Below are 22,449 nucleotides of genomic sequence, written 5' to 3'. Positions count from 1 at the left end.
TCCCCCCAGCTGCGCCACAAAAAAGCCCCGGTCGAAGGACCGGGGCTTTGTCTGTTTTTGTGAGGCCCGGATCAGGCCTCGACGCTCGGGAATTCGTAATCCTTGTAGATTTCCCGCAGCTTGGTCTTGAGGATCTTGCCGGTGGCACCGATCGGCATTTCGTCGATGAATTCGACAGCATCCGGCACCCACCATTTGGGCACTTCACCGCGCAGATAGTCCAGAATGCTCTCGGCATTCTGTTCGGCACCGTCCTTGACCTGGACGACGAGGAGCGGGCGCTCCTGCCATTTCGGGTGCGGCATGCCGACGGCGGCGGCCATGGCGACATCGGGATGGCCCATGGCGGCGTTTTCCAGGTCGATGGAGGAAATCCACTCGCCGCCGGTCTTGATGACATCCTTGGAGCGGTCGGTGATGGTCATGAATCCATTGCCGTCCAGATGGGCGACATCGCCGGTCTGGAACCAGCCATCATCGGTGAAGCTCTCGGCACCAGCGCCACGGTAATAGGCCGAGGCGATCCACGGACCGCGGACCTGGACATGGCCGGAGGATTTGCCGTCCCAGGGCAGTTCCTTGCCTTCATCATCGACGACACGCATGCCGACGCCGAAGACCAGACGGCCCTGTTTCAGCTTGATCTTGATCTGCTCTTCGCGATCGAGCTTCTCCTGCTTGGGCAGGAGGACATTGACCGTGCCCAGCGGGCTCATCTCGGTCATGCCCCAGCCTTGCTGCATGACGACGCCATACTTGTCTTCGTAAGCGCGCAGCAGGGATTCCGGCAGGGCGGAGCCGCCGATCAGCACGCGCTGGACGCTGTCGATGCGCTTGCCTTCCTGTTCCAGATAATTGAGCAGGCCGAGCCAGACGGTCGGAACACCGGCGACATAGCTGACATCCTCGCTCTCGATGAGTTCATGCAGGCTGGCACCGTCAAGCTGGGCGCCCGGCATGATGAGTTTTGTACCGTTCATCGGCGCCGCATAGGGCACGCCCCAGGCATTGACGTGGAACATGGGCACGACCGGCATCATCACGCCGCGGGCACCCACCCCAACCACGTCCGAAGCCGATGTGGCCATGGCGTGCAGCACGTTGGAACGGTGCGAATAGAGCACGCCCTTGGGATCACCCGTGGTGCCGGATGTGTAGCACAGGCCGGCAGCGGCATATTCGTCGAAGACCGGCCAGTCGAAATCGGTGGACTGGTCGGCGATCAGTTCTTCATAGGTCTTGTGCTTGACGTCGACCGCATCGGAATGGGTCTTGTCGGTCATCAGCACCCAATTCTTCACCGACTTGCAGGCCTTGGCGATCGCATTGACGATCGGAGCAAAGGATTTGTCGAAGAAGACGGCCTTGGCCTGGGCGTGATCCAGCATCCAGATGATCTGTTTGGGATCGAGGCGCGGATTGACTGTGTGCACGACGGCACCCACGCCGGAAATGGCGTAGTAGAGCTCGAAATGCCGGTGTGAATTCCAGGCGATGGTGGCGACGCGGTCGCCTTCCTTGATCTTGAGCTTTTTCGTCAGGGCATTGGCGAGCTGCTTGGTGCGCTCGTGGGCCTCGGCATAGGTTTCACGGTGGATCGTGCCGCTCTCAGGCAGGCGGGACACGATTTCCTGGTCACCATGGCACTTGGCTGCATGGACAAGGATGTCCGAAATCATCAACGGACAATCCATCATATGTGCGCGCAAGGTCATGTTTCTCCCCTAATCTGATCGACCATTCGACGTTTTGGTATTTTCGCCCATGAAAGGGCCTAACTGGCGGCAGCGCAATCCCTTTGCTCAATCCTACTGTTTTGCCTAAGGCTTCTGGTGCGGTGGCTGAACCGGATTCGTTCCGGCTCCGGGGGGCACCCAATGCAGAGGCTGAAAACGCGTATGAACCAGGTCCCGCTCACTCCGCCGACCCCTAGTGATATTGTCAGGGCGGCTGAACGCCTCAAGGGCGTCGCTGTCAGAACGCCGCTTTTGCGCAGTGATGTGCTGGATGAGCGCCTGGGCGGACGGGTCTTCATCAAGGCGGAATGCCTGCAGCGCACCGGCTCTTTCAAATTCCGCGGGGCCTATAACCGGATCTCCCGCCTGGACGATGCCGAGAAGGCGCGCGGTGTGATCGCCTATTCCTCCGGTAATCATGCCCAGGGCGTCGCGGCTGCAGCCCGCCTGACCGGTACCACGGCCAAGATCCTGATGCCGCTGGACGCACCGCGCGCGAAAGTCGAGGGCGTGGAATTCTGGGGCGGGGAAGTCGTCGGCTATGACCGCGCGACCCAGAGCCGTGAAGCGATGGGGCGGGAGATTGCCGAGCGCGAGGGCCGTATTCTCGTTCCGCCCTATGAGGATCCCTTCATCATCGCGGGGCAGGGCACGGCCGGTCTGGAAGCGATCGAACAACTCGATGAAGCCGGTGCCCGGGCGGATGCCGTTGTATGCTGCGCAGGCGGTGGTGGACTGATTGCCGGCGTTGGCCTGGCCTTCAAGCATCATGACGCCACGACCGAAGTCTGGGCGGCCGAACCGGCCGGCTTCGATGACCACAAGCGCTCGCTGGAAAGCGGCAAACGCGAAACCAATGCGCAGCGGACCGGATCCATTTGTGACGCCATTATCACCCCGACGCCGGGCGAGCTGACCTGGCAGCTGAATGCCCGGCAATTGTCCGGTGGTGCGGCGGTCAGTGATGACGAGGCGCTCGACGCCATGGCTTTCGCCTGGCGCCACCTCAAGATCGTCACCGAACCGGGTGGGGCGGCCGCTCTGGCAGCCGTGCTGGCCGGACATGTGCCCGTGAAAGACCGGACCGTGTGCGTCCTGGTGACGGGTGGCAATGTCGACCGCGAGATGTTCGGCCGGGCGCTGGAGCGGCTCTAGCGCTTAATTCCCGTCATCGATGACGATCCGGACGGATTCGCCGCGGCGCAGATCATTGTCGATCTCCAGCGGCACGCTCGTATCCTCGTTCAGGCGGGACCGGTAGACCTGCAGATTCTCCAGCACGCGCTGGACGTAATTGCGGGTTTCGGAGAAGGGAATGCTCTCCACCCAGTCAATCGGGTCCACGTCCGGGTCGCGCGGATCGCCATAATCCTCGATCCAGCGGCGGGCGCGGTGGGCGCCGGCATTATAGGCCGCCAGGGCGAGGACGTAGGAGCCGTCGAACTCATCCACCACTTCGGCCAGATGGTGCATGCCGAGGGTGAGATTATAGTCCAGATCATCGGTCAGCCAGTTGAACCGGTAGGGCTCTCCCAGGGAGCGGGCTGTCGAGCGCGCTGTCGCAGGCATCATCTGCATCATGCCGCGAGCGCCGGCGCCGGAGACGGCGTGCTGGCCAAATTCGGTTTCCTGACGGATCACGGAATGCACCAGGGCCTCTTCCGGTCGCAGGGCCGCGACGGTCTGGGCCGGCAGGTCGATCGTGGGATAGGCCGATTGCGGCAGGATGATCCCGCGCAAGCGGGCCGCCTTGGCCGCGCGAACCGCCTGACGCAGGAAGAGATAGTCGCGCGCCAGTTCCGACAGGAGCACAGCCTCGGCCGGATCGGTCAGCTGGTCATCCAGCCGGTAGGAGAAGAGGCGGAAATAATACTCCTCCCCTTGTTCCGCGAGCAGGCGCATGGCGCGTACCAAGGGCCGCGCTTCGAAGCGCACGCGCGTGGCGTCATCCGGCTCGGGATCCTGTTCCAGGGCGAGGATGGGCGTGTCGGCACTCAGCTGGGTGAGGGCCAGCTGGCCGTAATAAGCGGTCGAGTGGGAGCCGGCCTCGGCATAGAGCGCCGCGGCGGCATCGGCCCGGCCCAGCGCATCATTGGCCCGCGCCATCCAGTAGGCGCCGCGCGACTGGGACACCGGCGTGGACACATTGTCCCGCAGGCGCGTGAAATGGGTGAGGGCGGAGTCCGGCCGGTCCAGATGAACCAGGGCGAGCCAGCCGGCCATGAATTCTGCGTCGGCGAAATCCGCACCGGAGGACAGGCCGTGGGCCCGGGCCAGCTCGTAAGCCGTCACGAAGTCCTGGTCACGGATCAGATTGAGGATCATCAGCTTGCGCTCGGTCCACATCAGTTCCAGCGCATTCACATCGCCATGGGCGTCGGGCAGTTGTAGCAGCAGCGGCAGGACGGTGTCGCGCATGCCGGAGCGGCGGCGCCAGCGGGCCCGCTCGAACACCAGGCCCGGATCATTCGCCATCGAAGCCGGAATGCGGTCGACCGCGCGGTCCACACCGCTCTGGCGGCCGGCCAGGCGAAGCCGCGCATCGGCCAAATCGCGATTGGTGCCGGACAGGAGGGGCAGGACGCGGCGGGCCGCGGTCCGCTGGTTCGACCAGATCAGATAGTCGATCCGGGCCATGTGATCGTCTTCGGTAAAGAAGTCGCTGTGGTCCCGGTAAGTGTCGCGCTGGACGGCGAGGGGCAGGAATTCGCCGCGCCAGGTATCGCGCAGCATTTGCTCGCCTTCCTGGATGCGGCCCGTTTCGATCAGGGCTTCGGCATAGGCGACACGGCCCCGTCCGGTTGCCACGCCATTGGCATCAAACCAGTTGACGACGAAGGGGGCGGTCAGCCCGCTTTCATTGATCTTGGACTCCGCTTCGGAGCGGATGAAACTGTCGCGCGGCCAATTGTCGAGCTCGCTCAGGGCGAGATCGAGTTCCAGGAAGGTGGCGCGGGGATCGCCCAGGGCAATCCGCCAAAGCAGGACATTGCGGGCCGACGTGTCGGTCAGTTCCAGCCGGATGTCGCGGACCCGGTCCCATTCCTCGTCATCGGCCGCATCGAGGCCGCGCCGGAAGCGTTCGAAATCGGCATCGGACAGGTATTGCGAGAAGTTCACCGGTTCGGGCCGCTGGCGCGGTGTCGGGATCTGGGCGAAGGCGGGTTGCACAAGGCAAAGCAGAGCCAGAAGGCTCAGCGTCAGGAGGCTCAATCCGCGAAAATGCGGGGCCTGGAGACGGCAGCAAGATGCGATCATGGACGCAAGGACACTTTCTGATCGAGTAACAACCCCATATTCGTCCCATTCCTCCCTCACTGTCCAGACTTGACAATGAGGCTTGGCCGAGTCCGCCACCATGGATATGGTCGCGCGCTCATTTTGCCGTATCCGGGATTGAAACATGTTCAAAGGGTCCATCACTGCGCTCGTCACTCCGTTCAAGAATGGGGCCGTTGACGAGACCGCCATTGCGGCACTGGCGGAACGTCAGATCGCGGCCGGTACGCATGGCCTGGTTCCGTGCGGCACCACGGGCGAAAACGCCACGCTGACCTTTGATGAACACATGCGTGTGGTCGAGATCGTGATCGAGGTGGCGGCGGGCCGTGTGCCCGTGATTGCCGGCACCGGGTCGAACAATACGGCTGTGGCGATCGAGAACCATGCCCGTGCCAAAACCCTCGGTGCCGATGCCGGCCTGGTGGTCGCGCCCTATTACAACAAGCCCAATCCGGAAGGCCTGTACCAGCATTTCAAGGCGATCCACGATGCGGTCGACCTGCCGATCGTGGCCTATAATGTCCCGGGACGGACCGTTGTGGACATGTCAGCCGATACGGTGGCCCGAATTGCGACACTGGAGCGCGTTGTCGGCATCAAGGATGCGACCGGGGACATGGCCCGTGTCAGCCAGCATCGCCGTCTGATCAGCGAGGACTTCATCCAGCTGTCCGGTGATGATCCGTCCGCCCTGGGCTTCAATGCCACGGGCGGGGTCGGTGCAATCTCGGTCACCTCGAATGTGGCACCCGCCTTGTGCGCCCAGTTCCAGGAAGCCACTCTGTCCGGCGACTGGGAGACGGCGCGGGCGCTGAATGACCGGCTGATGCCGCTGCACCATGCCCTCTTTACCTCCGCCAGCCCGGGCCCGACGAAATATGCCATGTCCCTGCTGGGCGTTATGAATACCGAGCTTCGCCTGCCGCTGACCGAGCCGGATGAAGCGTCAAAGAAGGCGGTCCGCTATGCCATGCTGCATGCGGGTCTCCTGGAAAGCGCGCACGCGTAGAGAGCGATGAGCAAGCCCAAGACGGAAACCGGGACCGTCGCCGTCAACAAACGGGCCCGGTTTGATTACGAGATCGAGGAAGTCTTTGACGCCGGCCTGATGTTGCAGGGCTCGGAAGTCAAATCCCTGCGCGAAGGGCGGGCGAATATCGCGGAGAGCTATGTCTCTCCGGAGCGGGACGAGATCTGGCTGATCAATGCGGACATTCCGACCTATGGTCCGGCGAACCGCTTCAATCACGAGCCGCGCCGTCACCGCAAACTCCTTCTGAAACGCAAGGAAATCGAGAAGCTGGCGGGTGCTGTCTCACGCGATGGCCGGACCATCATTCCGCTGAAGCTCTATTTCAACGGTCGGGGTCTGGCGAAAATCCAGATCGGTCTGGCCAAGGGCAAGAAGACGATCGACAAGCGCGAGACGATCAAGAAGCGCGATTGGGACAAGCAGAAGTCCCGCCTGATGAAGAATTACGGCTAGGCCGTGATCTCTTCGCGCAGGCTCTGCGCGACGTCGACGGCAAACCGGTCCCGATAGGCTTGGGGTGTGATGCCCAGCAGGCGGGCAAAGGAGCGCCGCATGCGCTCATCATTGCCGAAACCGGTGCGGACCGCGATCGTCTTGATGCTGACCGCCGGATTTTCCAGCATGGCCCGCGCCGCTTCCACCCGCATGTGTTCGACGGCCCGGGCCGGGGTCTGGCCGGTCTCGTCGGTGTAGAGCCGGGCAAAATTGCGCGGACTCATGCCCGAGCGTTCGGCCAGGGCATCCACGCGCAGATTGGCCGTCAGATTGTCCCGCATCCACATGTGCAGCGCGTCGAACCGGCCGCTGGCCGATTGGGTTTGCTGTTTCAGCGCTTCGGAAAATTGTGACTGGCCGCCCGGGCGTTTGACATAGACCAGGAGGCTGCGCGCCAGTTCCAGCGCGATCTCGCGGGAATGTTCCGCTTCCACCATGGCCAGGGCCAGGTCGATGCCGGCGGTGACACCAGCAGACGTCCACACCCCGTCATCCTCGATGAAGATCGGATCGGGATCGACTTTGGCCTTGGGACAGGCGCGGGCGAGGGCGTCGCACTTCTTCCAGTGGGTGACTGCCGAGCGGCCATCCAGGAAGCCGGCGGCACCCAGCAAGAAGGCACCGGTACAGACCGACGCCAGCCGGCCGGCTTTTTCCGCGGTTTTCTGCAGGGCCGAGACCAGGCGCAGATCCCGGCAGGCGGTTTCAATCCCCTGTCCGCCACATACGATCAGCGTGTCAGAGGTATCCAGTCCGACACCGGCCAGGCGACGCGTATTCAACAAGACGCCCGTATCCGTCGTTACCGGCCCGCCATAGAGCGAGGCCAGCGTCGTCGTATAGGCCTGCCAGCCCAGGATTTCATTGGCGTCGGCAAACACCTGCAGCGGCCCCGTGACATCGAGCAGTTTTGCGCCATCGAAAATCAGGAAGGCGATGTGCCGCGTGAGCGTGTCAGATTTGGCAGAAAAAGTAGACATTATGTCATTTGTGCCAGACGGAGCCTGTCCTAGCAAAGGGTTTCAGAGCTGTAGGGGTTGAAGAAGTATGAACGCACTTAAGAGCGATGTATCAAAAAATGCAAGCTGTCCCTGGTCGGGAAATCCGGTCCGGAACGACAGTCTGACGCGATATCGCGGTCATGTGGTCGGATTCTGCAATCCAACCTGCCGGGACAAGTTCGAACGGGCCATCGCGCATTTCGACGCAGCCATAGACCGGGCCGAGGCGGAACAAGCCGGAGAGGCGAGTGGCTGAAACTGCCAGTTGTGCAAAATGCCTCAGCGGCGCTGCATTAACCTTGTTTCACGGGCTCGCTCGGGGTTTTCGTCCCATCCGCCATGTCCGGCTGGGCCCACCAATTCTGCCATGGTTAACGCCGTGGCGCGGTGATCAGCGGTCCAGGAAGGTGCGGATATCAGCAAAGACGGCGTCAAACATGGCTTCCGTCAGCCGGCCGGTATTCGTGTTGTAGCGGGAGCAGTGATAGCTGTCGAAAAGGCGGAGCTTTCCGTTCGGCCCGTCCAGTTCCGCCTGGGCGCCATGCCCGAATGTGGCGTCCTTGATCCGGTGTCCCAGCGCGCGCAGCGTATTGTCGTGCGAGATCTTGCCGAGACAGAGCACGGCTTCCAGCCGGGGCAGGGCGGCGATCCGGCTGGTCAGGAAGGGGCGGCAGGCGTTGGCCTCGGCTCCGACCGGCTTGTTCTCCGGTGGCACACAGCGCACGGCATTCGTGATCATCGCATCGACCAATTCCAGCCCGTCCCCGGCATGGCTCTGATAGGTGCCGCGCGTGAAGCCGAACTTGCCCATGGTCGCGTAGAGAAGATCGCCCGCCCAGTCGCCGGTGAAGGGACGGCCGGTCCGGTTGGCACCGCGAAGACCCGGGGCCAGCCCGATCACGAGAAGTCGGGCATCCGCATTGCCGAAACTCTCCACAGGCGCATTGTGCCAGTCAGGATGATCCACGGCCGTCGCTTCGCGGAAGGCGACGAGGCGCGGGCAGAGCGGGCAGTCCAGCGGGGCTTCCGCCGGATGGGATTTCGAAACAGGCATGATCGCGTCAGTTCGGTCCGCCGGAGCGGCCGATCATGGTTTCCAGATCGGAGAGTTCGATGAAGGTGTCAGCGGCGCGGCGCAGATCATCCGAAATCATCGACGGATTGGTCTTGAGCGAGGAGACGACGCTAACGCGGGCCCCGCGATGCTGGGCCGCCTGCACGGCGCGGCGGAAATCGCCATCGCCGGAGAAGAGAATGATGTGATCGAGATAGGAAGCTGCCTCGATCATGTCGACGGTCAGCTCGATATCCATATCGCCCTTGATGCGGCGGCGGCCGTTTTCGTCCGTGTATTCCTTGGCAGGCTTCGTGATCACGGAGAAGCCGTTATAGTCCAGCCAGTCGACCAGCGGGCGCAGCGGATTGTAATCCTCCTGCTCGAGCAGGGCCGTGTAGTAATTGGCACGGATCAGCTTGCCGCGCTTGCGGAACTCGTCGAGAAGGCGTTTGAAGTCGATGTCGAAATCGAGCGCCTTGGTGGTCGAAAAGAGATTGGCGCCGTCGATGAAGAGGCCGATGCGCTCGTCCGGGTAAAATGCCATTGGGTTTATCCTCTGAAATATATCGGTCTGAACATGAATGATGCCGCCATTTATATAGCGCTCGGCGCCAATCTTCCATCTCGCGGGCGCACGCCTTTGCAGACGATCGCCGCTGCGCTGGAGGCGCTGAATGAGGCGGGGCTGCCGGTTGTCGCCGCGTCCTCGGCCTGGTCGAGCCCGGCCTGGCCGGACCCGAGCGATCCGCCCTATGTGAATGCCGTGGCGCGGATCGAATCCGGCTTGCCGCCCCGGGACTTGCTGGATGCGCTGCACGCGATCGAAGCGGATTTCGGGCGGGAGCGGAGCGTGCTCAATGCCCCCCGGCCGCTGGACCTGGATCTGCTGGATCATTCCGGCCAGGTGTTGAAGCAGGAAAACGGTCTGGAAATCCCCCATCCACGGGCGGTGCAGCGCGCCTTTGTTCTTCTGCCGCTGCAGGAGATTGCGCCGGACTGGCAGGACCCGGTCTCGGGCATGGGTATTGAAGAATTGGTCGCGCGCTTGCCGCAAGCGGATCGTGACGCCATGTCCAAGCTGCAAACTCTTGCTTCCGGCACACCCGAAAGCCTTGCCTTTGCAAGACGGGAAGGGTAGTTAGCGCGGTTCCAACACCAGCGCTGTTTCAAGGAGATCGCGCGCATGGCTCGCGTCACCGTCGAAGATTGTATCGAAAAAATCCCCAATCGTTTCCGCCTCGTCCTGATGGCGGCGCATCGCGCTCGCAATATTTCCGCGGGTTCGGCGCTGACGATTGACCGGGACAATGACAAGAATCCGGTTGTCGCCCTGCGCGAGATTGCTGACGAAACCCTGGATATGGACAGCCTGAAGGAAAGCCTGGTCCACGGCCTGCAGCGCGTGCTGCCGAGCGAGGACGAGGAAGAGGCTGCCCGCGAAGAAGCCACGCCGGAGCTGGAAGCTCTGCCGGCACCGCCCGTCGAGATGGACGAAGCGGAAATGCTGAAGGCTCTCCAGAACGACAGGGATGGCGCGCCCGACGGCCGCCTTTAAGCCATCGTGACCCTCGGCGCGACGTCACCGGACTTGGCCTCGCCGCCGCCCGCCATTCCCAGTGCGGACGAGCTGATCGACCGTATCCGGCGGTATTTCCCCAAGGTCGACGCGGACTTTGTACGCCGCGCCTATGATTTTGCCGAAGAGGCACACCGGCCGCAGCGCCGTGCCTCCGGCGAACCCTATTTCGCGCATGTTGCCGCGGTTGCGATGATCCTGGCGGATTTGCGCATGGATGTGGCGACCGTGTGCACGGGCCTGCTCCACGATACGGTGGAAGACACGCCGGCTACGCATGAGGATATTGTCCGCGAGTTTGGCGAGGAAACGGCCAATCTGGTTGATGGCGTCACCAAGCTGGGCCAGATGGAGCTGCGCTCCAAACGGACCAAACAGGCTGAAAATCTCCAGAAACTGGTTGTCGCGATCTCCGCGGATGTCCGCGTCCTGATCGTCAAACTGTGCGACCGGCTGCACAATATGCGTACGCTGGATGCGATCTCGCGCCAGGACAAGCGCGAGCGGATCGCGCTGGAGACGCTGGAAATCTACGCCCCGCTGGCCCGCCGGATCGGGATCAACCGGGTTTGTGTGGAACTGGAAGACCTCGCCTTCGAGCACATCAATCCGGCCGCCCATGAATCGATCAATAACCGGCTCAAACTGCTGCGCGAGCAGCATAGTGATGAAGTGGCGGACGTCTCGGCCACGCTGATCGATCATCTGGAGAGTGCCGGGATCGAAGCGCGGATTTTCGGCCGGGAGAAGCGGCCCTATTCGATCTGGCGCAAGCTGGAACGCAAGGGGCTGACCTTCGAGGAAATCGCCGACATCTACGCCTTCCGCCTGATCGTGCAGACGCCGGATGAGTGCTATCGGGCCCTCGGCGTGATCCACCAGGCCTGGCGCTGCATGCCGGAACGCTTCCGCGATTTCATCTCCCTGCCCAAGCCGAACAATTACCGCTCGCTCCACACCACGGTGATCGGCCCGCACAATGTCCGTGTCGAGCTGCAGATCCGCACCGAGGAGATGGAGGCAGTGGCCGAGAGCGGCGTGGCGGCGCATTGGCGCTACAAGAACTCCACCTATCGCTATGACCCGGAAGCCGCCCAGGCAGCCGGTGGCGATCCTCTGGAACGCCTGCGTCCCTTCGTGGAAATCCTCAATCAGGGCGGCGATCCGGACGAATTCCTCGAGCATGCCAAGCTCGAAATGTTCGCCGACCAGGTCTATTGCTTCACACCCAAGGGGGACCTCATCTCCCTGCCGTCCGGCGCCACGCCGCTGGACTTTGCCTATGCGGTCCATACCGAGCTGGGCCACACGACGGTGGCTGCCAAGGTCAATGGCCGCGAACGTCCGCTGCGCACGCAATTGCGCAATGGCGATGTCGTCCAGATCGTGAAGGGCGGGGTGCGCCAGCCGCCGCAGGGCTGGGAAAACCTGGCCATTACCGGCCGCGCCCGTGCCGCCATCCGCCGCCTGATCCGCGAAAGCGAACGCGATGAATTCCAGCGTATCGGCCGGATCATGACCGAGCACGCCTTCCGCCGCGAAGGCCATGCCCTGATCGAGAAGGATCTCGCGGATGCGCGGGCCCGCCTCGATCTGAAAGAGATGGACGATGTCTATGAGGCGCTGGGCCGGGGCCGGATTTCCACCGGTGATCTGCTCAATGCGGCTTTCCCGGGCCGGCTCGACGAGCGCGGCGAGGACGTCATCAATCGCGAGCTGATCGAGGACGAGAAGGCGCGTCTCTTCGTGCGCGGCCGTGGCCTGACGCCCGGCGTGACCCTGCATTTCGCCAATTGCTGCTCGCCCCTGCCGGGCGACCGGATTGTCGGCCTCCTGATCCCGGAAAAGGGGATCGAGGTTCACACGATCGACTGCAATGTCCTTGCCGAGCACGAAGAGGACGAGATGGACAAATGGCTCGACCTGGCCTGGACGGCCGAGGCCGAGGCCAATGCCGTGTCCATCGCCCGCATCGTGGCTGTGCTGCACAATGGCCGCGGCGTGCTCGCCGAGATTGCCAAGACGGTGAGCGAGAACCGCGGCAATATTGCCAGCGTGCGCACCAAGAATCGCGCCACGGACTTCTTCGACATGGAATTCGATGTCGAGGTGTTCGACACACGGCATCTGGCCAATATCCTGGCCGCCCTGCGCATGTGCCCCTCGGTCGTCTCGGCCGAGCGCAAGCGCGCCGAACATGAAGAGAGCGACGACTAAATGACCCGTGACGAAGTCCTGGCCGAATTCAAGGCTGCCGGTGCCCTGCTGGAGGGCCATTTCATCCTGTCTTCCGGCCTGCGCAGCCCGGTCTTCCTGCAAAAAGCCAAGGTGTTCGCCGATCCGCAGACCACGGCCAGGCTTTGCAAGGCGCTGGCCGACAAGGTGAAGGCGGAACTCAAGGAGACGCCGACCGTCATCGTCTCGCCGGCCGTGGGCGGGATTGTTCCGGGCTATGAAACCGCGCGCCAGATGGGGCTGAAAGCCCTCTATGTCGAGCGCGAGGGCGGCGAATTCACCCTGCGTCGCGGCTTCGAACTCTCCAAGGGTGACAAGGTTCTGGTGGTCGAGGACATCGTCACCACGGGCCTCAGCTCGCGCGAATGCATCGAGGCCATCAATGCCACGGGCGCTACGGTGATTGCCGAGGCTTGCCTGGTTGACCGGTCCGGCGGCGAAGCCGATGTCGGCGTGCCGCTGATCGCGCTGACCGAGTACAAGGTGCCGGCCTATGAGGCGGACAATCTGCCGCCGGAGCTGGAAGCCATTCCGGCGATCAAGCCGGGCAGCCGCGGCCTCGCATGAGCCGGCCGCTTCCGTCCAGCGTCCGCCTCGGGGTCAATATCGACCACGTCGCGACGATCAGGAATGCGCGCGGCGGTGCGCATCCTGATCCCGTGCGCGCGGCGCGCCAGGCGTCTGAGAGCGGCGCGGACGGCATCACCGCACACCTGCGCGAGGACCGCCGCCATATCACGGACAGCGATATCGACCGGCTGATGGCCGAGATCGATCTGCCGCTGAATCTGGAAATGGCCGCGACCCCGGAAATGCTGGAAATCGCCCTGCGTCACAAGCCGCATGCGGTTTGCCTGGTGCCGGAAAAGCGCGAAGAGCGCACGACCGAGGGCGGTCTGGATGTCGCTGCCGGCCACAACCATATCGCCCCCTATGTCCGCCAGCTGGGTGAGGCGGGTTGTCGTGTTTCACTCTTCATCGAGCCGGACCCGGTGCAGATCGCCGTCGCCGAAGCCATGGGCGCTGCCGTCGTGGAACTCCACACGGGCGCCTATTGTGAAGCTGCACTGGAGGGCGATGCCGCCAAACAACAGCGCCTGCTGGAACGCATGATCGAGGCCTCCCAGATCGCCCATGAGCGCGGTCTGGAAGTCCATGCCGGTCACGGCCTGACCTATGACACCGTCAAACCCATCGCCGCCATCGCCGAAATTGCCGAGCTCAATATCGGCCATTTCCTGATCGGCGAAGCGATCTTCCGCGGCCTGCGCGAAAGCGTCGAGACGATGCGTGGACTGATCCTCGAGGCGCGCTCCTGATGTTTTGGCGGGGCCAACATCATTCCGCATTCCGACACCACGTCGCCTTATTGGGGCTGCTTGCGGTGATCGTACTTTTCGGAGCGATTGCATTTGCATCAGGGAACGTGATGCTGATCATCATCGAGATGATGTTGATCGGCTGCATGTTTCTTGGTCTTCGAGCGCCGATTCCGGCTTTTGGCCTTTCAGGCGTCTTGGTGGTTGTGGCCAGCCTAGTGATGTTCGCAATGGGATTTGAGCGCTACGGCATGCTCAATGGATTTGCACTGTCCTTGCTCGCTTTGGCGATCCCCATGCTGGGCAGCGCCTGGCGGGGACGCGATAGTCTCGTGAAGCGGGGTGCGAAATGATCATCGGCCTCGGCTCCGACTTGATGGATATCCGGCGTATCGAGAAATCGCTGGAGCGTTTCGGCGACCGGTTCGTGCAGCGTGTCTTCACCGAGATAGAGCAGGCAAAATCCGACAAGCGGCGGATGCGGGCGGCGAGCTATGCCAAGCGTTTTGCGGCCAAGGAGGCTGGCGCCAAGGCACTGGGCACCGGGATTGCGCGCGGTGTGTCGTGGAAGGAAATCGGCGTGGTGAACCTGCCCGGGGGCAAGCCGACCCTGGAATTCCGCGGCCGGGCGCTGGAGCGCTTGCAGGCGCTGACCCCGCAAGGCTATCAGGCCTTCACCCATATCACGATCACGGATGACCATCCCTATGCCCAGGCCTTCGTGGTGATCGAGGTGCATCCGCTGGGCCATCATCTGGACGGGATGGCGCATGGCTGACGAGAAAGCCCGGCTGGAAGCGCGCATCGGCTACACATTCCAGGATCGCGAATTGTTCGACCGCGCCCTGACCCATGCCAGTTTTGGCGATGGCCGCAAGGGTGTGCGCTCCTATGAGCGGCTGGAATTTCTCGGCGACCGTGTGCTCGGCCTGATGACGGCGGAAGCCCTGTTCAAACTCTTCGACAAGGCCGATGAGGGCGCCCTCGCACCGCGACTGAACTCGCTCGTGCGCAAGGAAACCTGCGCCGATGTCTCGCGCGATATCGGTCTGGGCGAGGCGCTGAAAATGGGCCGGTCGGAAGACAAGGGCGGTGGCCGCGACAAGACTTCCATCCTCGGCGATGCCTGTGAGGCGCTGATCGCGGCCATTTATCTCGATGGCGGGCGTCCCGCGGTGCAGGCCTTCTATGACCGTTTCTGGGGCGCCAAGATCGAGGCTCTCAAAGCCAAGCCCAAGGATCCCAAATCCGCGCTGCAGGAATGGGCGGCCCGTGTCGGCCATGCCGCGCCGCGCTATACTCTGACGGAACGCTCCGGCCCGGATCATCGTCCGGTGTTCACGGTGGAAGTCTTTGTCGCCCCGCTCGATCCGGCGGTGGGCGAGGGCGGTTCCAAACAGGCAGCCGAACGCGAGGCCGCCACGACGCTTTTGAAACGTGAAGGACAGCATGTCTGATCAAACCCGGTGCGGTTTCGCCGCCATTCTCGGTTCGCCCAATGCCGGCAAATCCACCCTGACCAATGCGCTGGTCGGTGAGAAAGTCTCCATCGTCACCCACAAGGTCCAGACCACGCGCTTTGCCGTGCGCGGTGTGGCCCTGGAGGGCGGCAGCCAGATCATCCTGGTCGACACGCCCGGCGTGTTCGCGCCCAAGCGCCGCCTGGACAAGTCCATGGTCGCCGCCGCCTGGGCCGGGGCCGAGGATGCCGATGCCGTGGTCCATGTAATCGATGCGGGCGCCCGCTCACGTCTGGAAGACGGCACACCCAAGAGCGGCGACCGGCTGATGGTGGATGATGACAACCGCGTCACCGCCGGTCTGGAAAAGTCCGGCCGCAAGGCGATCCTGGCGCTCAACAAGGTCGATCTGATCCCGCGCGACAAACTCCTGGCCATGTCCCAGGCCCTTTTCGAGACCGGCGTCTATTCCGACGTTTTCATGATTTCCGCCAAGACTGGGTCCGGCGTGAAACAACTCAAGAGCTTCCTGGCGGAGAAAATGCCGGAGGGCGTCTGGCACTATCCGGCAGACCAGGTCGCCGATCTGCCCTCGCGCATTCTCGCTGCCGAGATCACGCGCGAGAAAGTTTATCTGCGCCTGCACGAGGAATTGCCCTACGCCTCCATGGTCGAGACCGAGGTCTGGAAGAAGCTGCGTGATGGCTCCCTGCGTGTGGAACAATCCATCATCGTCGAGCGCGACACGCAAAAGCCGATTGTGCTGGGCAAGGGCGGTTCCGCCGTGAAAGCCATCGGCGAGGCCGCCCGCAAGGAGATGGAGGAAATCCTGGGCTGCAAGGTCCACCTCTTCCTCAATGTGAAGGTCGACGCGAAGTGGATGGCGCGGCGTTCGCACTACAAGGATGTCGGTCTGGATTTTGATGTGGATTAGTCCGCTCATCACCGTCATCCCGGCGCATGCCGGGACCCAGTCCATCCGGCCGACTGGGTCCTGACTTTCGTCAGGATGACGGAGAATTTGTCTGAAGCAGCGGATACCTGCCTCCGTGAGACTCAGGCATAACACCCCCATGGAATGGCGTGATCGCGGCATTGTTCTCCAGGTGCGGCCGCACGGGGAAACCAGTGCCATCGTGGATATCCTGACGGAAAACCAGGGCCGGCATGCCGGTCTGGTCAAGGGCGCGCGTTCGCGGGCCCTGCGGCCTGTGCTGCAGCCGGGAAACCAGGTGTTGGCAAGCTGGCGGGCGCGTCTGTCAGAACATCTCGGCATGTTCCAGATCGAGGCCGATGATCTGGGCGCCGGCGCCGTGATGGAAGACCGCACCGCCCTGGCCGGGCTCAATTCCGCCTGTGCCCTGGCTGTCATGGCCCTGCCGGAGCGCGAGGCGCATCCCGCGGTGCATGCCGGTTTTCAGCTTCTTCTGCAGGCCTTCGAAGACCCGGATCTCTGGCCGGCCATCTATGTGCGCTGGGAGGCGGGCCTGCTGTCCGATCTGGGCTATGGGCTCGACCTCGCTAAATGTGTGGTCACCGGCGAGACCGAGGATCTCACCCATGTCTCACCGCGCACCGGCCGCGCCGTCTGCCGCGAGGAAGCCGCCCCCTATGCCGCCAAACTCCTGGAGCTGCCCGGCTTCATGCGCGGACGCGGCGCCATTGAAGAGGGCGATATCGCCAAGGGGCTGGAGTTGACGGGCTATTTCCTGGAACGACGGGTCTTGTGGCCGGTCGACAAGCAATTGCCTGAAGCGCGGGGGCGTCTGATCAGCGAGCTGGAGCGGGTGGGGCGGTTATAGCTTTCGCCAGAACCGCCCCTGCCGGGTTCAGGAGCGCGGCGTCGGCGGTGTGGCACCGGCCTCGACACGGATCATCATCGCTTCAGCTTGACCCTCGGAATAGTTCAGGAAGTCGATGAGATAGTCCTCGCTGTCAGCAAAGCGGAATGTTCCGGGCGTCATAGGGAGCAGGGAGTTTTCCGGACGTCCCTCGCGCTGGTACATCAGCGTCCCGTTTTCCAGCCAGATCCGCCTCGGGCCATAGGTTCCGACGAAGGCCTCAAGCTCGTCCGGGCCTGGAGTCCAGGGCGTGAAACGGGCCTGCAGGGGCGCCAATTGCCAGGCCGCCAGCATGGCCGTGCCGGGATCCTCGGCGGTCTCGGCAATACGGGCGTAGATTTCCATCAAGGCCCGGTCGAAGGCATTTCCGGCCTCGATCATCAGGTCGGGCTGGACGCCCGTTCCGTCCCAATTGGTTCCGGTGAACGGACTGATGGATGTCGCCGTCGGGATGAAGATGGAATAACCGCTGTCCGCGAGGAAAATCTCCCCGGGATTGCCGCCGCCTGCCGTGACCTCCCCGACAATGACGGCACGGCCCATCGCCTGGAGATGGTAGGCGAGGGCTTCGGCTGCAGACAGGCTGTCCGGCGAGACCAGGACATAAAGCGGCACATGCGGGCGATGTCCGGCCGGGTGATCAGACAGCGTGTGCATCTCCTGCACATCGCCGTTTCTGGACCGGAATGTATTGTAGAGACGGTTCTCGCCGCCGGGCAGGAAATGGCTCAACACATATTGCACCATTTCCGGAGCGCCGCCGCCATTCTCTCTCAGATCGATGATGATGGCGTCGGTATAGGCGACAAAGTCCAGAGCCGCGCGCGCCGTGGCCTCGGCAGGTTCCAGCGGCGCAAATCCGGTCAGATTGATATAGCCGATATTTCCATCCAGCACGCTGACATCGGCGAAGGCGAAATTGCGCCGCCGCAGGCTGGCCCAGCGGTCAATGTCGGGGGATTGCGGCTGCGCCTCGGCGGCGTCCAGGGCGGCCCACTCCGCGCGGGTGAGGGCAATTTCCTCAACGCCGCGCCAGCGGACGTCGAAATGCCGGTCTTGCTCCTGCAGATGCGCGGTGAGCGCGGCGGCCAGTTCGTCGCCCGCTCCCAGGGACGCAATCTCTTCGCGGCCCGCAAAGCGGATCATGTCCCGGGCAATGTGTTCGCCGCCCGCTGCGTCATAGTAATTCTCAGAAATCAGCCCAGCGATTTCGGCAATTGCAGTCTCCCCGGCCCGGACCGGGTCCGACATGTCCTGCGCGCCAGCAACGCTGAACGCATGAATTCCCCAAAGAGCAGCGATACCTGCCTGCAATATTCCAAACTTCATGGCATTTCCCCAATTATCTAACTCAATTGCGTAACAGGCTGGATTTTCCGTTTCCCGGACGGAAGCTTAAATGCGGGTAAGGTCGGCGGTGGGTGAAACCCCGCTTCCCCACAGCTAATCCTGCGCTGTGGCCCTGCCTCGCCAGTCCTGTCCGCTATAGTGATGACTGACCGAATCACGAGGCGTTGAGACATGGGTGAGCATTTCGATCCCGATGGCGGGCATATCGTCGAGGAAAAGTTCGATGAAGCGCTGTCCAAGCGCTATCTGGCCTATGCGCTCTCGACGATTACTCAGCGGGCCCTGCCGGATGCACGCGATGGTCTGAAACCGGTCCACCGGCGTCTCATGTACGCCATGCGCGAGCTGAAGCTGAACCCGGACCAGGCGTTCAAGAAGTCGGCGCGTGTCGTGGGCGATGTGATCGGTAAATATCACCCCCATGGCGACCAGTCGGTTTATGAGGCGCTGGTGCGTCTCGCCCAGGATTTCGCCTCGCGCTATCCGCTGGTCGAGGGGCAGGGGAATTTCGGCAATATTGACGGCGATAGCGCTGCCGCCATGCGATACACCGAAGCCCGCCTGACCAAGGCGGCCGAGCTGCTGCTGGCCGATATCGAGCACGGCACGGTGGATTTCGAGGAGACCTATGACGGATCCGAGCGTGAGCCGCTCGTCCTGCCGGGCGCGTTTCCGAACCTTTTGGCCAATGGCTCGACCGGCATTGCTGTGGGCATGGCGACCTCCATCCCGCCGCACAATGTCGCCGAGCTCTGCGCCGCGGCCACGGCGCTGATCGACAATCCGGAGAGCGATACGGATGCGCTGCTGAAGCACGTCCAGGGACCGGATTTCCCGACCGGCGGCACGATTGTCGAGCCGGCCGAAGCGATCCGCGAAGCTTATCTGACCGGCCGCGGCGGTTTCCGCGTGCGCGCCAGATGGGAAAAGGAAGATCTCGGCCGGGGCACCTGGCAGATCGTCATCACCGAGATCCCCTATCTGGTGCAGAAGTCCAAACTGGTCGAACGCATCGCCCAGTTGATGGACGCCAAGAAACTGCCCCTGCTGGACGATGTGATGGATGAGAGCACGGAGGATATCCGTCTTGTCCTGGTGCCCAAATCCAAGCTCGTCGATCCGGAAATGCTGATGGAGAGCGTGTTCAAGCTGACCGATCTGGAAAGCCGGATCTCGCTGAACATGAATGTGCTCGACCCGACCGGTACGCCGCGCGTGATCGGTCTCAAGGAAGTGCTGGAAATCTGGCTGGAGCACCGCCGCGAGGTGGCCGTGCGCCGCGCCCAGACGCGTCTGGCCAAGGTGGAAGACCGGTTGGAAGTCCTGGCCGGCTATCTCATCGTCTATGCCGATCTGGACGAGGTGATCCGCATCATCCGCTTCGAGGACGAGCCCAAGGCCAAGCTGATCGAGACCTTTTCGCTTACCGAGCGCCAGGCCGAAGCCATTCTCAACATGCGCCTGCGCGCTCTGCGCAAGCTGGAAGAGCTGGAAATCCGCAAGGAAGACAAGTCCCTGCGGTCGGAGCGTTCCGAGCTGAAAGCGCTGATCGGCTCGACCGAGAAGCAGTGGGAAAAAGTGCGCGGCGAAGTGGCCGAGGTCGGCGAATACTATGCCGAGACGACGCCCCTGGGTAAGCGCCGCTCCATCTTCGGCGAAGCGCCGGACATTGCCGGCGACGCGCCGATCGAAGCCTTCGTGGTGCGCGAGCCGATTACGGCCGTTCTGTCGGAGCGCGGCTGGGTGCGCGCGCTGAAGGGGCATATCAACGACGTCACCGAGCTGAAATTCAAGGAGGGCGACCGCTCCGCCTTCGCCGTGAAGTGCGAGACGACGGACAAGCTCCTCATGTTCGCCACGGACGGGAAATTTTACACGCTGGAAGCCTCCAAACTCCCGGGCGGCCGGGGCCATGGCGAACCGGTTCGCCTGCATGTCGACCTGCCCGAGGATGCCGCCCCGATCGGCCTGTTCAAATACGATCCGGAACGCACGCTGCTGGTCGCCTCGACCGGCAATACCGGTTTCCGAATCCAGGAAAAGGACTGTGTCGCCATGAAGAAGGGCGGCAAGCAGATCCTCAACCTGGTCGAGGGCAGCGAAGCCCTGCTCTGCATCCCGGCCATGGGCGATACTTGCGCCGTGATCGGCGAGAACAAGAAACTGCTGGTCTTCCCGCTCGAGGACATCCCGATGATGTCGCGCGGCAAGGGTGTGCGTCTGCTCGGCGGCAAGGGGGCCCTGTTGGCCGATGCCACGACCTTCACGGCAGAAGAGGGGCTGACCTGGCTGGACGGGGCCGGGCGCCGCTTCAATCTGGATGACTGGCATTTGTGGACCGCGAAACGGGCCCAGGCCGGCAAGATGGCACCGCGCGGCTTCCCGCGCTCGCTGCGCTTTGCCCCGCGGGGCTCGGAATTCCTCGCTTCACAGGCGAAAGCGGAATAGGTAACACTCAACCCCTTGGTTGCACCGACAGGAGTTTGTCATGGACGCCGGACTTATCGTTCTGATCTTGCTTATCGGCCTCGGCATTGTCCTGGTCGTCATCTACAACCGGCTCGTCGCCCTGCGACAGACCTGCAACCAGGCCTGGGGTGATATCGACGTCCAGCTGAAACAGCGCCATGACGTGGTGCCCAATCTCGTCGAGACCGTGAAGGGCTATGCCAAGCACGAGCAGGAGACGCTGGAAAACGTCATCAAGGCGCGCCAGACCGCGATTGATGCAACCTCGTTGAAAGGCCTGGCCGAGGCGGAGAACATGCTCTCCGGCGCGCTGCGCCAGCTCTTCGCCCTGTCGGAAAGCTATCCGGACCTGAAGGCGAACGAGAACTTCCTGAAACTGCAGACCGAGCTGGCCGATCTGGAAAACAAGATCGCTGCCGCCCGCCGCTTCTTCAACAATGCGGTCAATGAGTACAACACCTCGCTGGAGCAATTCCCGGCGGTGGTGATTGCCAACTCCTTCGGCTTCAAGTCGCGCGACTATTTCGAAGCCGGCGAGAGCGAGCGCGCCGCCCCGAAAGTGCAGTTCTAGGCCATGTTCCTGGGTGCGACCGGACTTCGCTCCCATATCTGGAACAATAATCTCAAATCCGTCCTGCTACTGGCCGGGTTCCCGGTCCTGCTGATCTTGCTCGGCGTGGCGGTGACCTGGCTTATGTTCGGGGTCGCTGAGCCCTATGCCGTCTCCGGCGGCAAGGGCGGTGGCGTGCCCGATTTCTGGCAGGCCGAGCTGCAGCGCCTGCCCCTGATTGCCGCCTGGTCGCTGGGCTTGGCAGGCATCTGGTTCGTGATCGCCTGGTTTGGTCATCAGGCCATGATCAATGCAGCGACCGGTGCCCGCCCGGTGACCCGCCAGCAGGAGATGCGGGCCTGGAACCTGCTGGAAAATCTCTGCATCTCGCGCGGCATGACCATGCCGAAACTGGCGGTCATCGAGACGCCGGCCCTCAATGCCTATGCCTCCGGCCTGCATGAGGGTCAGTATACGGTGACGCTGACGCGCGGCTTGATGGAGCGGCTGGATGATGCCGAGCTGGAAGCCGTCATTGCGCACGAGCTTTCCCATATCCGCCACAAGGATGTCCGCCTCCTGGTGATCGCGATCATCTTTGTCGGCATCATTTCCTTCGTGGCCGAGATCGTTTTTCGCCGCATTTTTTGGCTCGGCATGCGGGCCGGGGGCGACCGCCGGTCCGGCGGGCGCGGAGGCGGTCTGGTCATCGTGGCCGCGATTGCCATTCTGGTCGTGGCCTATGTCCTGGCGATCCTGATCCGCTTCTCCCTGTCCCGCCGGCGCGAATACATGGCCGATGCCGGGGCGGTGGAGCTGACCCATAACCCCGACGCGATGATCTCCGCCTTGCGCAAGATTTCCGGCCATGCCGATATCGAGGACGCGCCGGACGAGGTCCGTGAAATGTTCATCGAGAACCCCAAACAGGGCTTCATGGGCGTGTTCGCCACCCACCCGCCGATCCCGAAACGGATCGAGATGCTGGTGAAATATGCCGGCGGGACGCCCGGGCTGGGCCGGTCCAGCGTGCCGGAGGTCTGAT

At 62.9% G+C, this 22,449-nt stretch carries 22 protein-coding genes; 16 read left to right on the top strand and 6 right to left on the bottom strand.

Annotated features, from left to right (window positions below):
• Positions 1–71: 71 nt before the first annotated feature.
• Positions 72–1,715: a long-chain-fatty-acid--CoA ligase gene (locus I0K07_RS08555; protein ID WP_203292423.1), complete on the bottom strand. Its 1,644-nt coding sequence runs from the start codon at positions 1,713–1,715 to the stop codon at positions 72–74.
• Between the two features lie 162 nt (positions 1,716–1,877).
• Here I0K07_RS08555 and I0K07_RS08550 point away from each other — a divergent pair, with 162 nt between their 5' ends.
• Complete coding sequence (locus I0K07_RS08550) at positions 1,878–2,891, top strand: threonine ammonia-lyase (protein ID WP_238934693.1); 1,014 nt, start codon at positions 1,878–1,880, stop codon at positions 2,889–2,891.
• A 3-nt stretch (positions 2,892–2,894) separates the two neighbouring features.
• On the opposite strand, the gene I0K07_RS08545 is transcribed toward I0K07_RS08550, so the two are convergent.
• Complete coding sequence (locus I0K07_RS08545) at positions 2,895–4,949, bottom strand: lytic transglycosylase domain-containing protein (protein WP_238934692.1); 2,055 nt, start codon at positions 4,947–4,949, stop codon at positions 2,895–2,897.
• A gap of 190 nt (positions 4,950–5,139) precedes the next feature.
• On the opposite strand from I0K07_RS08545, the gene dapA reads away from it, so the two are divergent.
• Together dapA and smpB are read left to right on the top strand one after the other, a co-directional pair.
• Positions 5,140–6,027 (top strand): 4-hydroxy-tetrahydrodipicolinate synthase, encoded by an 888-nt coding sequence (dapA, locus tag I0K07_RS08540; RefSeq protein ID WP_203292421.1) that lies wholly within the window; start codon positions 5,140–5,142, stop codon positions 6,025–6,027.
• Between the two features lie 6 nt (positions 6,028–6,033).
• Positions 6,034–6,504 (top strand): SsrA-binding protein SmpB, encoded by a 471-nt coding sequence (gene smpB, locus I0K07_RS08535; protein ID WP_203292420.1) that lies wholly within the window; start codon positions 6,034–6,036, stop codon positions 6,502–6,504.
• On the opposite strand, the gene I0K07_RS08530 is transcribed toward smpB, so the two are convergent.
• From I0K07_RS08530 to I0K07_RS08520, 3 genes are all read right to left on the bottom strand, one after another.
• Positions 6,501–7,526, bottom strand: coding sequence for a GlxA family transcriptional regulator (locus I0K07_RS08530; RefSeq protein WP_203292419.1), 1,026 nt, complete (start codon positions 7,524–7,526; stop codon positions 6,501–6,503). The two genes, smpB and I0K07_RS08530, sit on opposite strands and share 4 nt — an antisense overlap.
• 412 nt (positions 7,527–7,938) lie before the next feature.
• On the bottom strand, positions 7,939–8,601 hold the full coding sequence (locus tag I0K07_RS08525) for a uracil-DNA glycosylase (protein WP_203292418.1): 663 nt from the start codon (positions 8,599–8,601) through the stop codon (positions 7,939–7,941).
• A gap of 7 nt (positions 8,602–8,608) precedes the next feature.
• The gene (locus I0K07_RS08520; protein ID WP_203292417.1) at positions 8,609–9,148 is read right to left on the bottom strand and encodes a LabA-like NYN domain-containing protein; all 540 of its coding nucleotides are present in this window, start codon (positions 9,146–9,148) and stop codon (positions 8,609–8,611) included.
• A 33-nt stretch (positions 9,149–9,181) separates the two neighbouring features.
• Here I0K07_RS08520 and folK point away from each other — a divergent pair, with 33 nt between their 5' ends.
• The 10 genes from folK to recO all read left to right on the top strand — a co-directional run bounded on the left by folK (position 9,182) and on the right by recO (position 16,996).
• On the top strand, positions 9,182–9,742 hold the full coding sequence (gene folK, locus I0K07_RS08515; RefSeq protein WP_203292416.1) for a 2-amino-4-hydroxy-6-hydroxymethyldihydropteridine diphosphokinase: 561 nt from the start codon (positions 9,182–9,184) through the stop codon (positions 9,740–9,742).
• 45 nt (positions 9,743–9,787) lie between these two features.
• Positions 9,788–10,159 (top strand): DNA-directed RNA polymerase subunit omega, encoded by a 372-nt coding sequence (gene rpoZ, locus I0K07_RS08510; protein WP_203292415.1) that lies wholly within the window; start codon positions 9,788–9,790, stop codon positions 10,157–10,159.
• A 6-nt stretch (positions 10,160–10,165) separates the two neighbouring features.
• The gene (locus I0K07_RS08505; RefSeq protein ID WP_203292414.1) at positions 10,166–12,397 is read left to right on the top strand and encodes a RelA/SpoT family protein; all 2,232 of its coding nucleotides are present in this window, start codon (positions 10,166–10,168) and stop codon (positions 12,395–12,397) included.
• On the top strand, positions 12,398–12,982 hold the full coding sequence (pyrE, locus tag I0K07_RS08500; protein ID WP_203292413.1) for an orotate phosphoribosyltransferase: 585 nt from the start codon (positions 12,398–12,400) through the stop codon (positions 12,980–12,982).
• Positions 12,979–13,734 (top strand): pyridoxine 5'-phosphate synthase, encoded by a 756-nt coding sequence (locus I0K07_RS08495; RefSeq protein ID WP_203292412.1) that lies wholly within the window; start codon positions 12,979–12,981, stop codon positions 13,732–13,734. The genes pyrE and I0K07_RS08495 overlap by 4 nt, the downstream gene beginning before the upstream one ends.
• A 110-nt stretch (positions 13,735–13,844) precedes the next feature.
• Positions 13,845–14,087: a hypothetical protein gene (locus tag I0K07_RS08490; RefSeq protein ID WP_203292411.1), complete on the top strand. Its 243-nt coding sequence runs from the start codon at positions 13,845–13,847 to the stop codon at positions 14,085–14,087.
• The gene (gene acpS / locus I0K07_RS08485; RefSeq protein ID WP_203292410.1) at positions 14,084–14,512 is read left to right on the top strand and encodes a holo-ACP synthase; all 429 of its coding nucleotides are present in this window, start codon (positions 14,084–14,086) and stop codon (positions 14,510–14,512) included. Before I0K07_RS08490 ends, acpS begins: the two co-directional genes overlap by 4 nt.
• Positions 14,505–15,191 carry a ribonuclease III gene (gene rnc, locus I0K07_RS08480; RefSeq protein WP_203292409.1) on the top strand — a complete coding sequence of 229 codons (687 nt, stop codon included), beginning with the start codon at positions 14,505–14,507 and terminating at the stop codon, positions 15,189–15,191. Before acpS ends, rnc begins: the two co-directional genes overlap by 8 nt.
• On the top strand, positions 15,184–16,128 hold the full coding sequence (gene era, locus I0K07_RS08475) for a GTPase Era (RefSeq protein ID WP_203292408.1): 945 nt from the start codon (positions 15,184–15,186) through the stop codon (positions 16,126–16,128). The genes rnc and era overlap by 8 nt, the downstream gene beginning before the upstream one ends.
• 139 nt (positions 16,129–16,267) lie before the next feature.
• On the top strand, positions 16,268–16,996 hold the full coding sequence (gene recO / locus I0K07_RS08470; RefSeq protein WP_203292407.1) for a DNA repair protein RecO: 729 nt from the start codon (positions 16,268–16,270) through the stop codon (positions 16,994–16,996).
• A gap of 27 nt (positions 16,997–17,023) precedes the next feature.
• Here recO and I0K07_RS08465 read toward each other — a convergent pair whose 3' ends face one another.
• Positions 17,024–18,364 carry a S41 family peptidase gene (locus tag I0K07_RS08465; RefSeq protein WP_203292406.1) on the bottom strand — a complete coding sequence of 447 codons (1,341 nt, stop codon included), beginning with the start codon at positions 18,362–18,364 and terminating at the stop codon, positions 17,024–17,026.
• A gap of 192 nt (positions 18,365–18,556) precedes the next feature.
• Between I0K07_RS08465 and parC the strand changes: the two genes are divergently transcribed.
• The 3 genes from parC to I0K07_RS08450 are packed head-to-tail and all read left to right on the top strand — an operon-like array spanning position 18,557 to position 22,448.
• Complete coding sequence (gene parC / locus I0K07_RS08460) at positions 18,557–20,833, top strand: DNA topoisomerase IV subunit A (protein WP_203292405.1); 2,277 nt, start codon at positions 18,557–18,559, stop codon at positions 20,831–20,833.
• Positions 20,834–20,873: 40 nt separating this feature from the next.
• Positions 20,874–21,425 (top strand): LemA family protein, encoded by a 552-nt coding sequence (locus I0K07_RS08455; protein ID WP_203292404.1) that lies wholly within the window; start codon positions 20,874–20,876, stop codon positions 21,423–21,425.
• A 3-nt stretch (positions 21,426–21,428) separates the two neighbouring features.
• Positions 21,429–22,448 (top strand): M48 family metallopeptidase, encoded by a 1,020-nt coding sequence (locus I0K07_RS08450; RefSeq protein ID WP_203292403.1) that lies wholly within the window; start codon positions 21,429–21,431, stop codon positions 22,446–22,448.
• Position 22,449 lies beyond the last annotated feature (1 nt).

The organism is Maricaulis parjimensis, assembly GCF_016817355.1.
Lineage (GTDB): Bacteria > Pseudomonadota > Alphaproteobacteria > Caulobacterales > Maricaulaceae > Maricaulis > Maricaulis parjimensis.
This window is presented reverse-complemented; position numbering and strand designations above follow the sequence as displayed.

Bases quoted from the DNA above. Each gene is read 5' to 3' on its own strand.
- rnc (WP_203292409.1), top strand. From the start codon at position 14,505: ATGGCTGACGAGAAAGCCCGGCTGGAAGCGCGCATCGGCTACACATTC.
- I0K07_RS08555 (WP_203292423.1), bottom strand. From the start codon at position 1,715: ATGACCTTGCGCGCACATATGATGGATTGTCCGTTGATGATTTCGGAC.
- parC (WP_203292405.1), top strand. From the start codon at position 18,557: ATGGGTGAGCATTTCGATCCCGATGGCGGGCATATCGTCGAGGAAAAG.
- I0K07_RS08465 (WP_203292406.1), bottom strand. From the start codon at position 18,364: ATGAAGTTTGGAATATTGCAGGCAGGTATCGCTGCTCTTTGGGGAATT.
- rpoZ (WP_203292415.1), top strand. From the start codon at position 9,788: ATGGCTCGCGTCACCGTCGAAGATTGTATCGAAAAAATCCCCAATCGT.
- I0K07_RS08495 (WP_203292412.1), top strand. From the start codon at position 12,979: ATGAGCCGGCCGCTTCCGTCCAGCGTCCGCCTCGGGGTCAATATCGAC.
- I0K07_RS08530 (WP_203292419.1), bottom strand. From the start codon at position 7,526: ATGTCTACTTTTTCTGCCAAATCTGACACGCTCACGCGGCACATCGCC.
- I0K07_RS08450 (WP_203292403.1), top strand. From the start codon at position 21,429: ATGTTCCTGGGTGCGACCGGACTTCGCTCCCATATCTGGAACAATAAT.
- dapA (WP_203292421.1), top strand. From the start codon at position 5,140: ATGTTCAAAGGGTCCATCACTGCGCTCGTCACTCCGTTCAAGAATGGG.
- pyrE (WP_203292413.1), top strand. From the start codon at position 12,398: ATGACCCGTGACGAAGTCCTGGCCGAATTCAAGGCTGCCGGTGCCCTG.
- acpS (WP_203292410.1), top strand. From the start codon at position 14,084: ATGATCATCGGCCTCGGCTCCGACTTGATGGATATCCGGCGTATCGAG.
- recO (WP_203292407.1), top strand. From the start codon at position 16,268: ATGGAATGGCGTGATCGCGGCATTGTTCTCCAGGTGCGGCCGCACGGG.
- folK (WP_203292416.1), top strand. From the start codon at position 9,182: ATGAATGATGCCGCCATTTATATAGCGCTCGGCGCCAATCTTCCATCT.
- I0K07_RS08550 (WP_238934693.1), top strand. From the start codon at position 1,878: ATGCAGAGGCTGAAAACGCGTATGAACCAGGTCCCGCTCACTCCGCCG.
- I0K07_RS08520 (WP_203292417.1), bottom strand. From the start codon at position 9,148: ATGGCATTTTACCCGGACGAGCGCATCGGCCTCTTCATCGACGGCGCC.
- smpB (WP_203292420.1), top strand. From the start codon at position 6,034: ATGAGCAAGCCCAAGACGGAAACCGGGACCGTCGCCGTCAACAAACGG.
- I0K07_RS08525 (WP_203292418.1), bottom strand. From the start codon at position 8,601: ATGCCTGTTTCGAAATCCCATCCGGCGGAAGCCCCGCTGGACTGCCCG.
- I0K07_RS08490 (WP_203292411.1), top strand. From the start codon at position 13,845: ATGCTGATCATCATCGAGATGATGTTGATCGGCTGCATGTTTCTTGGT.
- I0K07_RS08455 (WP_203292404.1), top strand. From the start codon at position 20,874: ATGGACGCCGGACTTATCGTTCTGATCTTGCTTATCGGCCTCGGCATT.
- era (WP_203292408.1), top strand. From the start codon at position 15,184: ATGTCTGATCAAACCCGGTGCGGTTTCGCCGCCATTCTCGGTTCGCCC.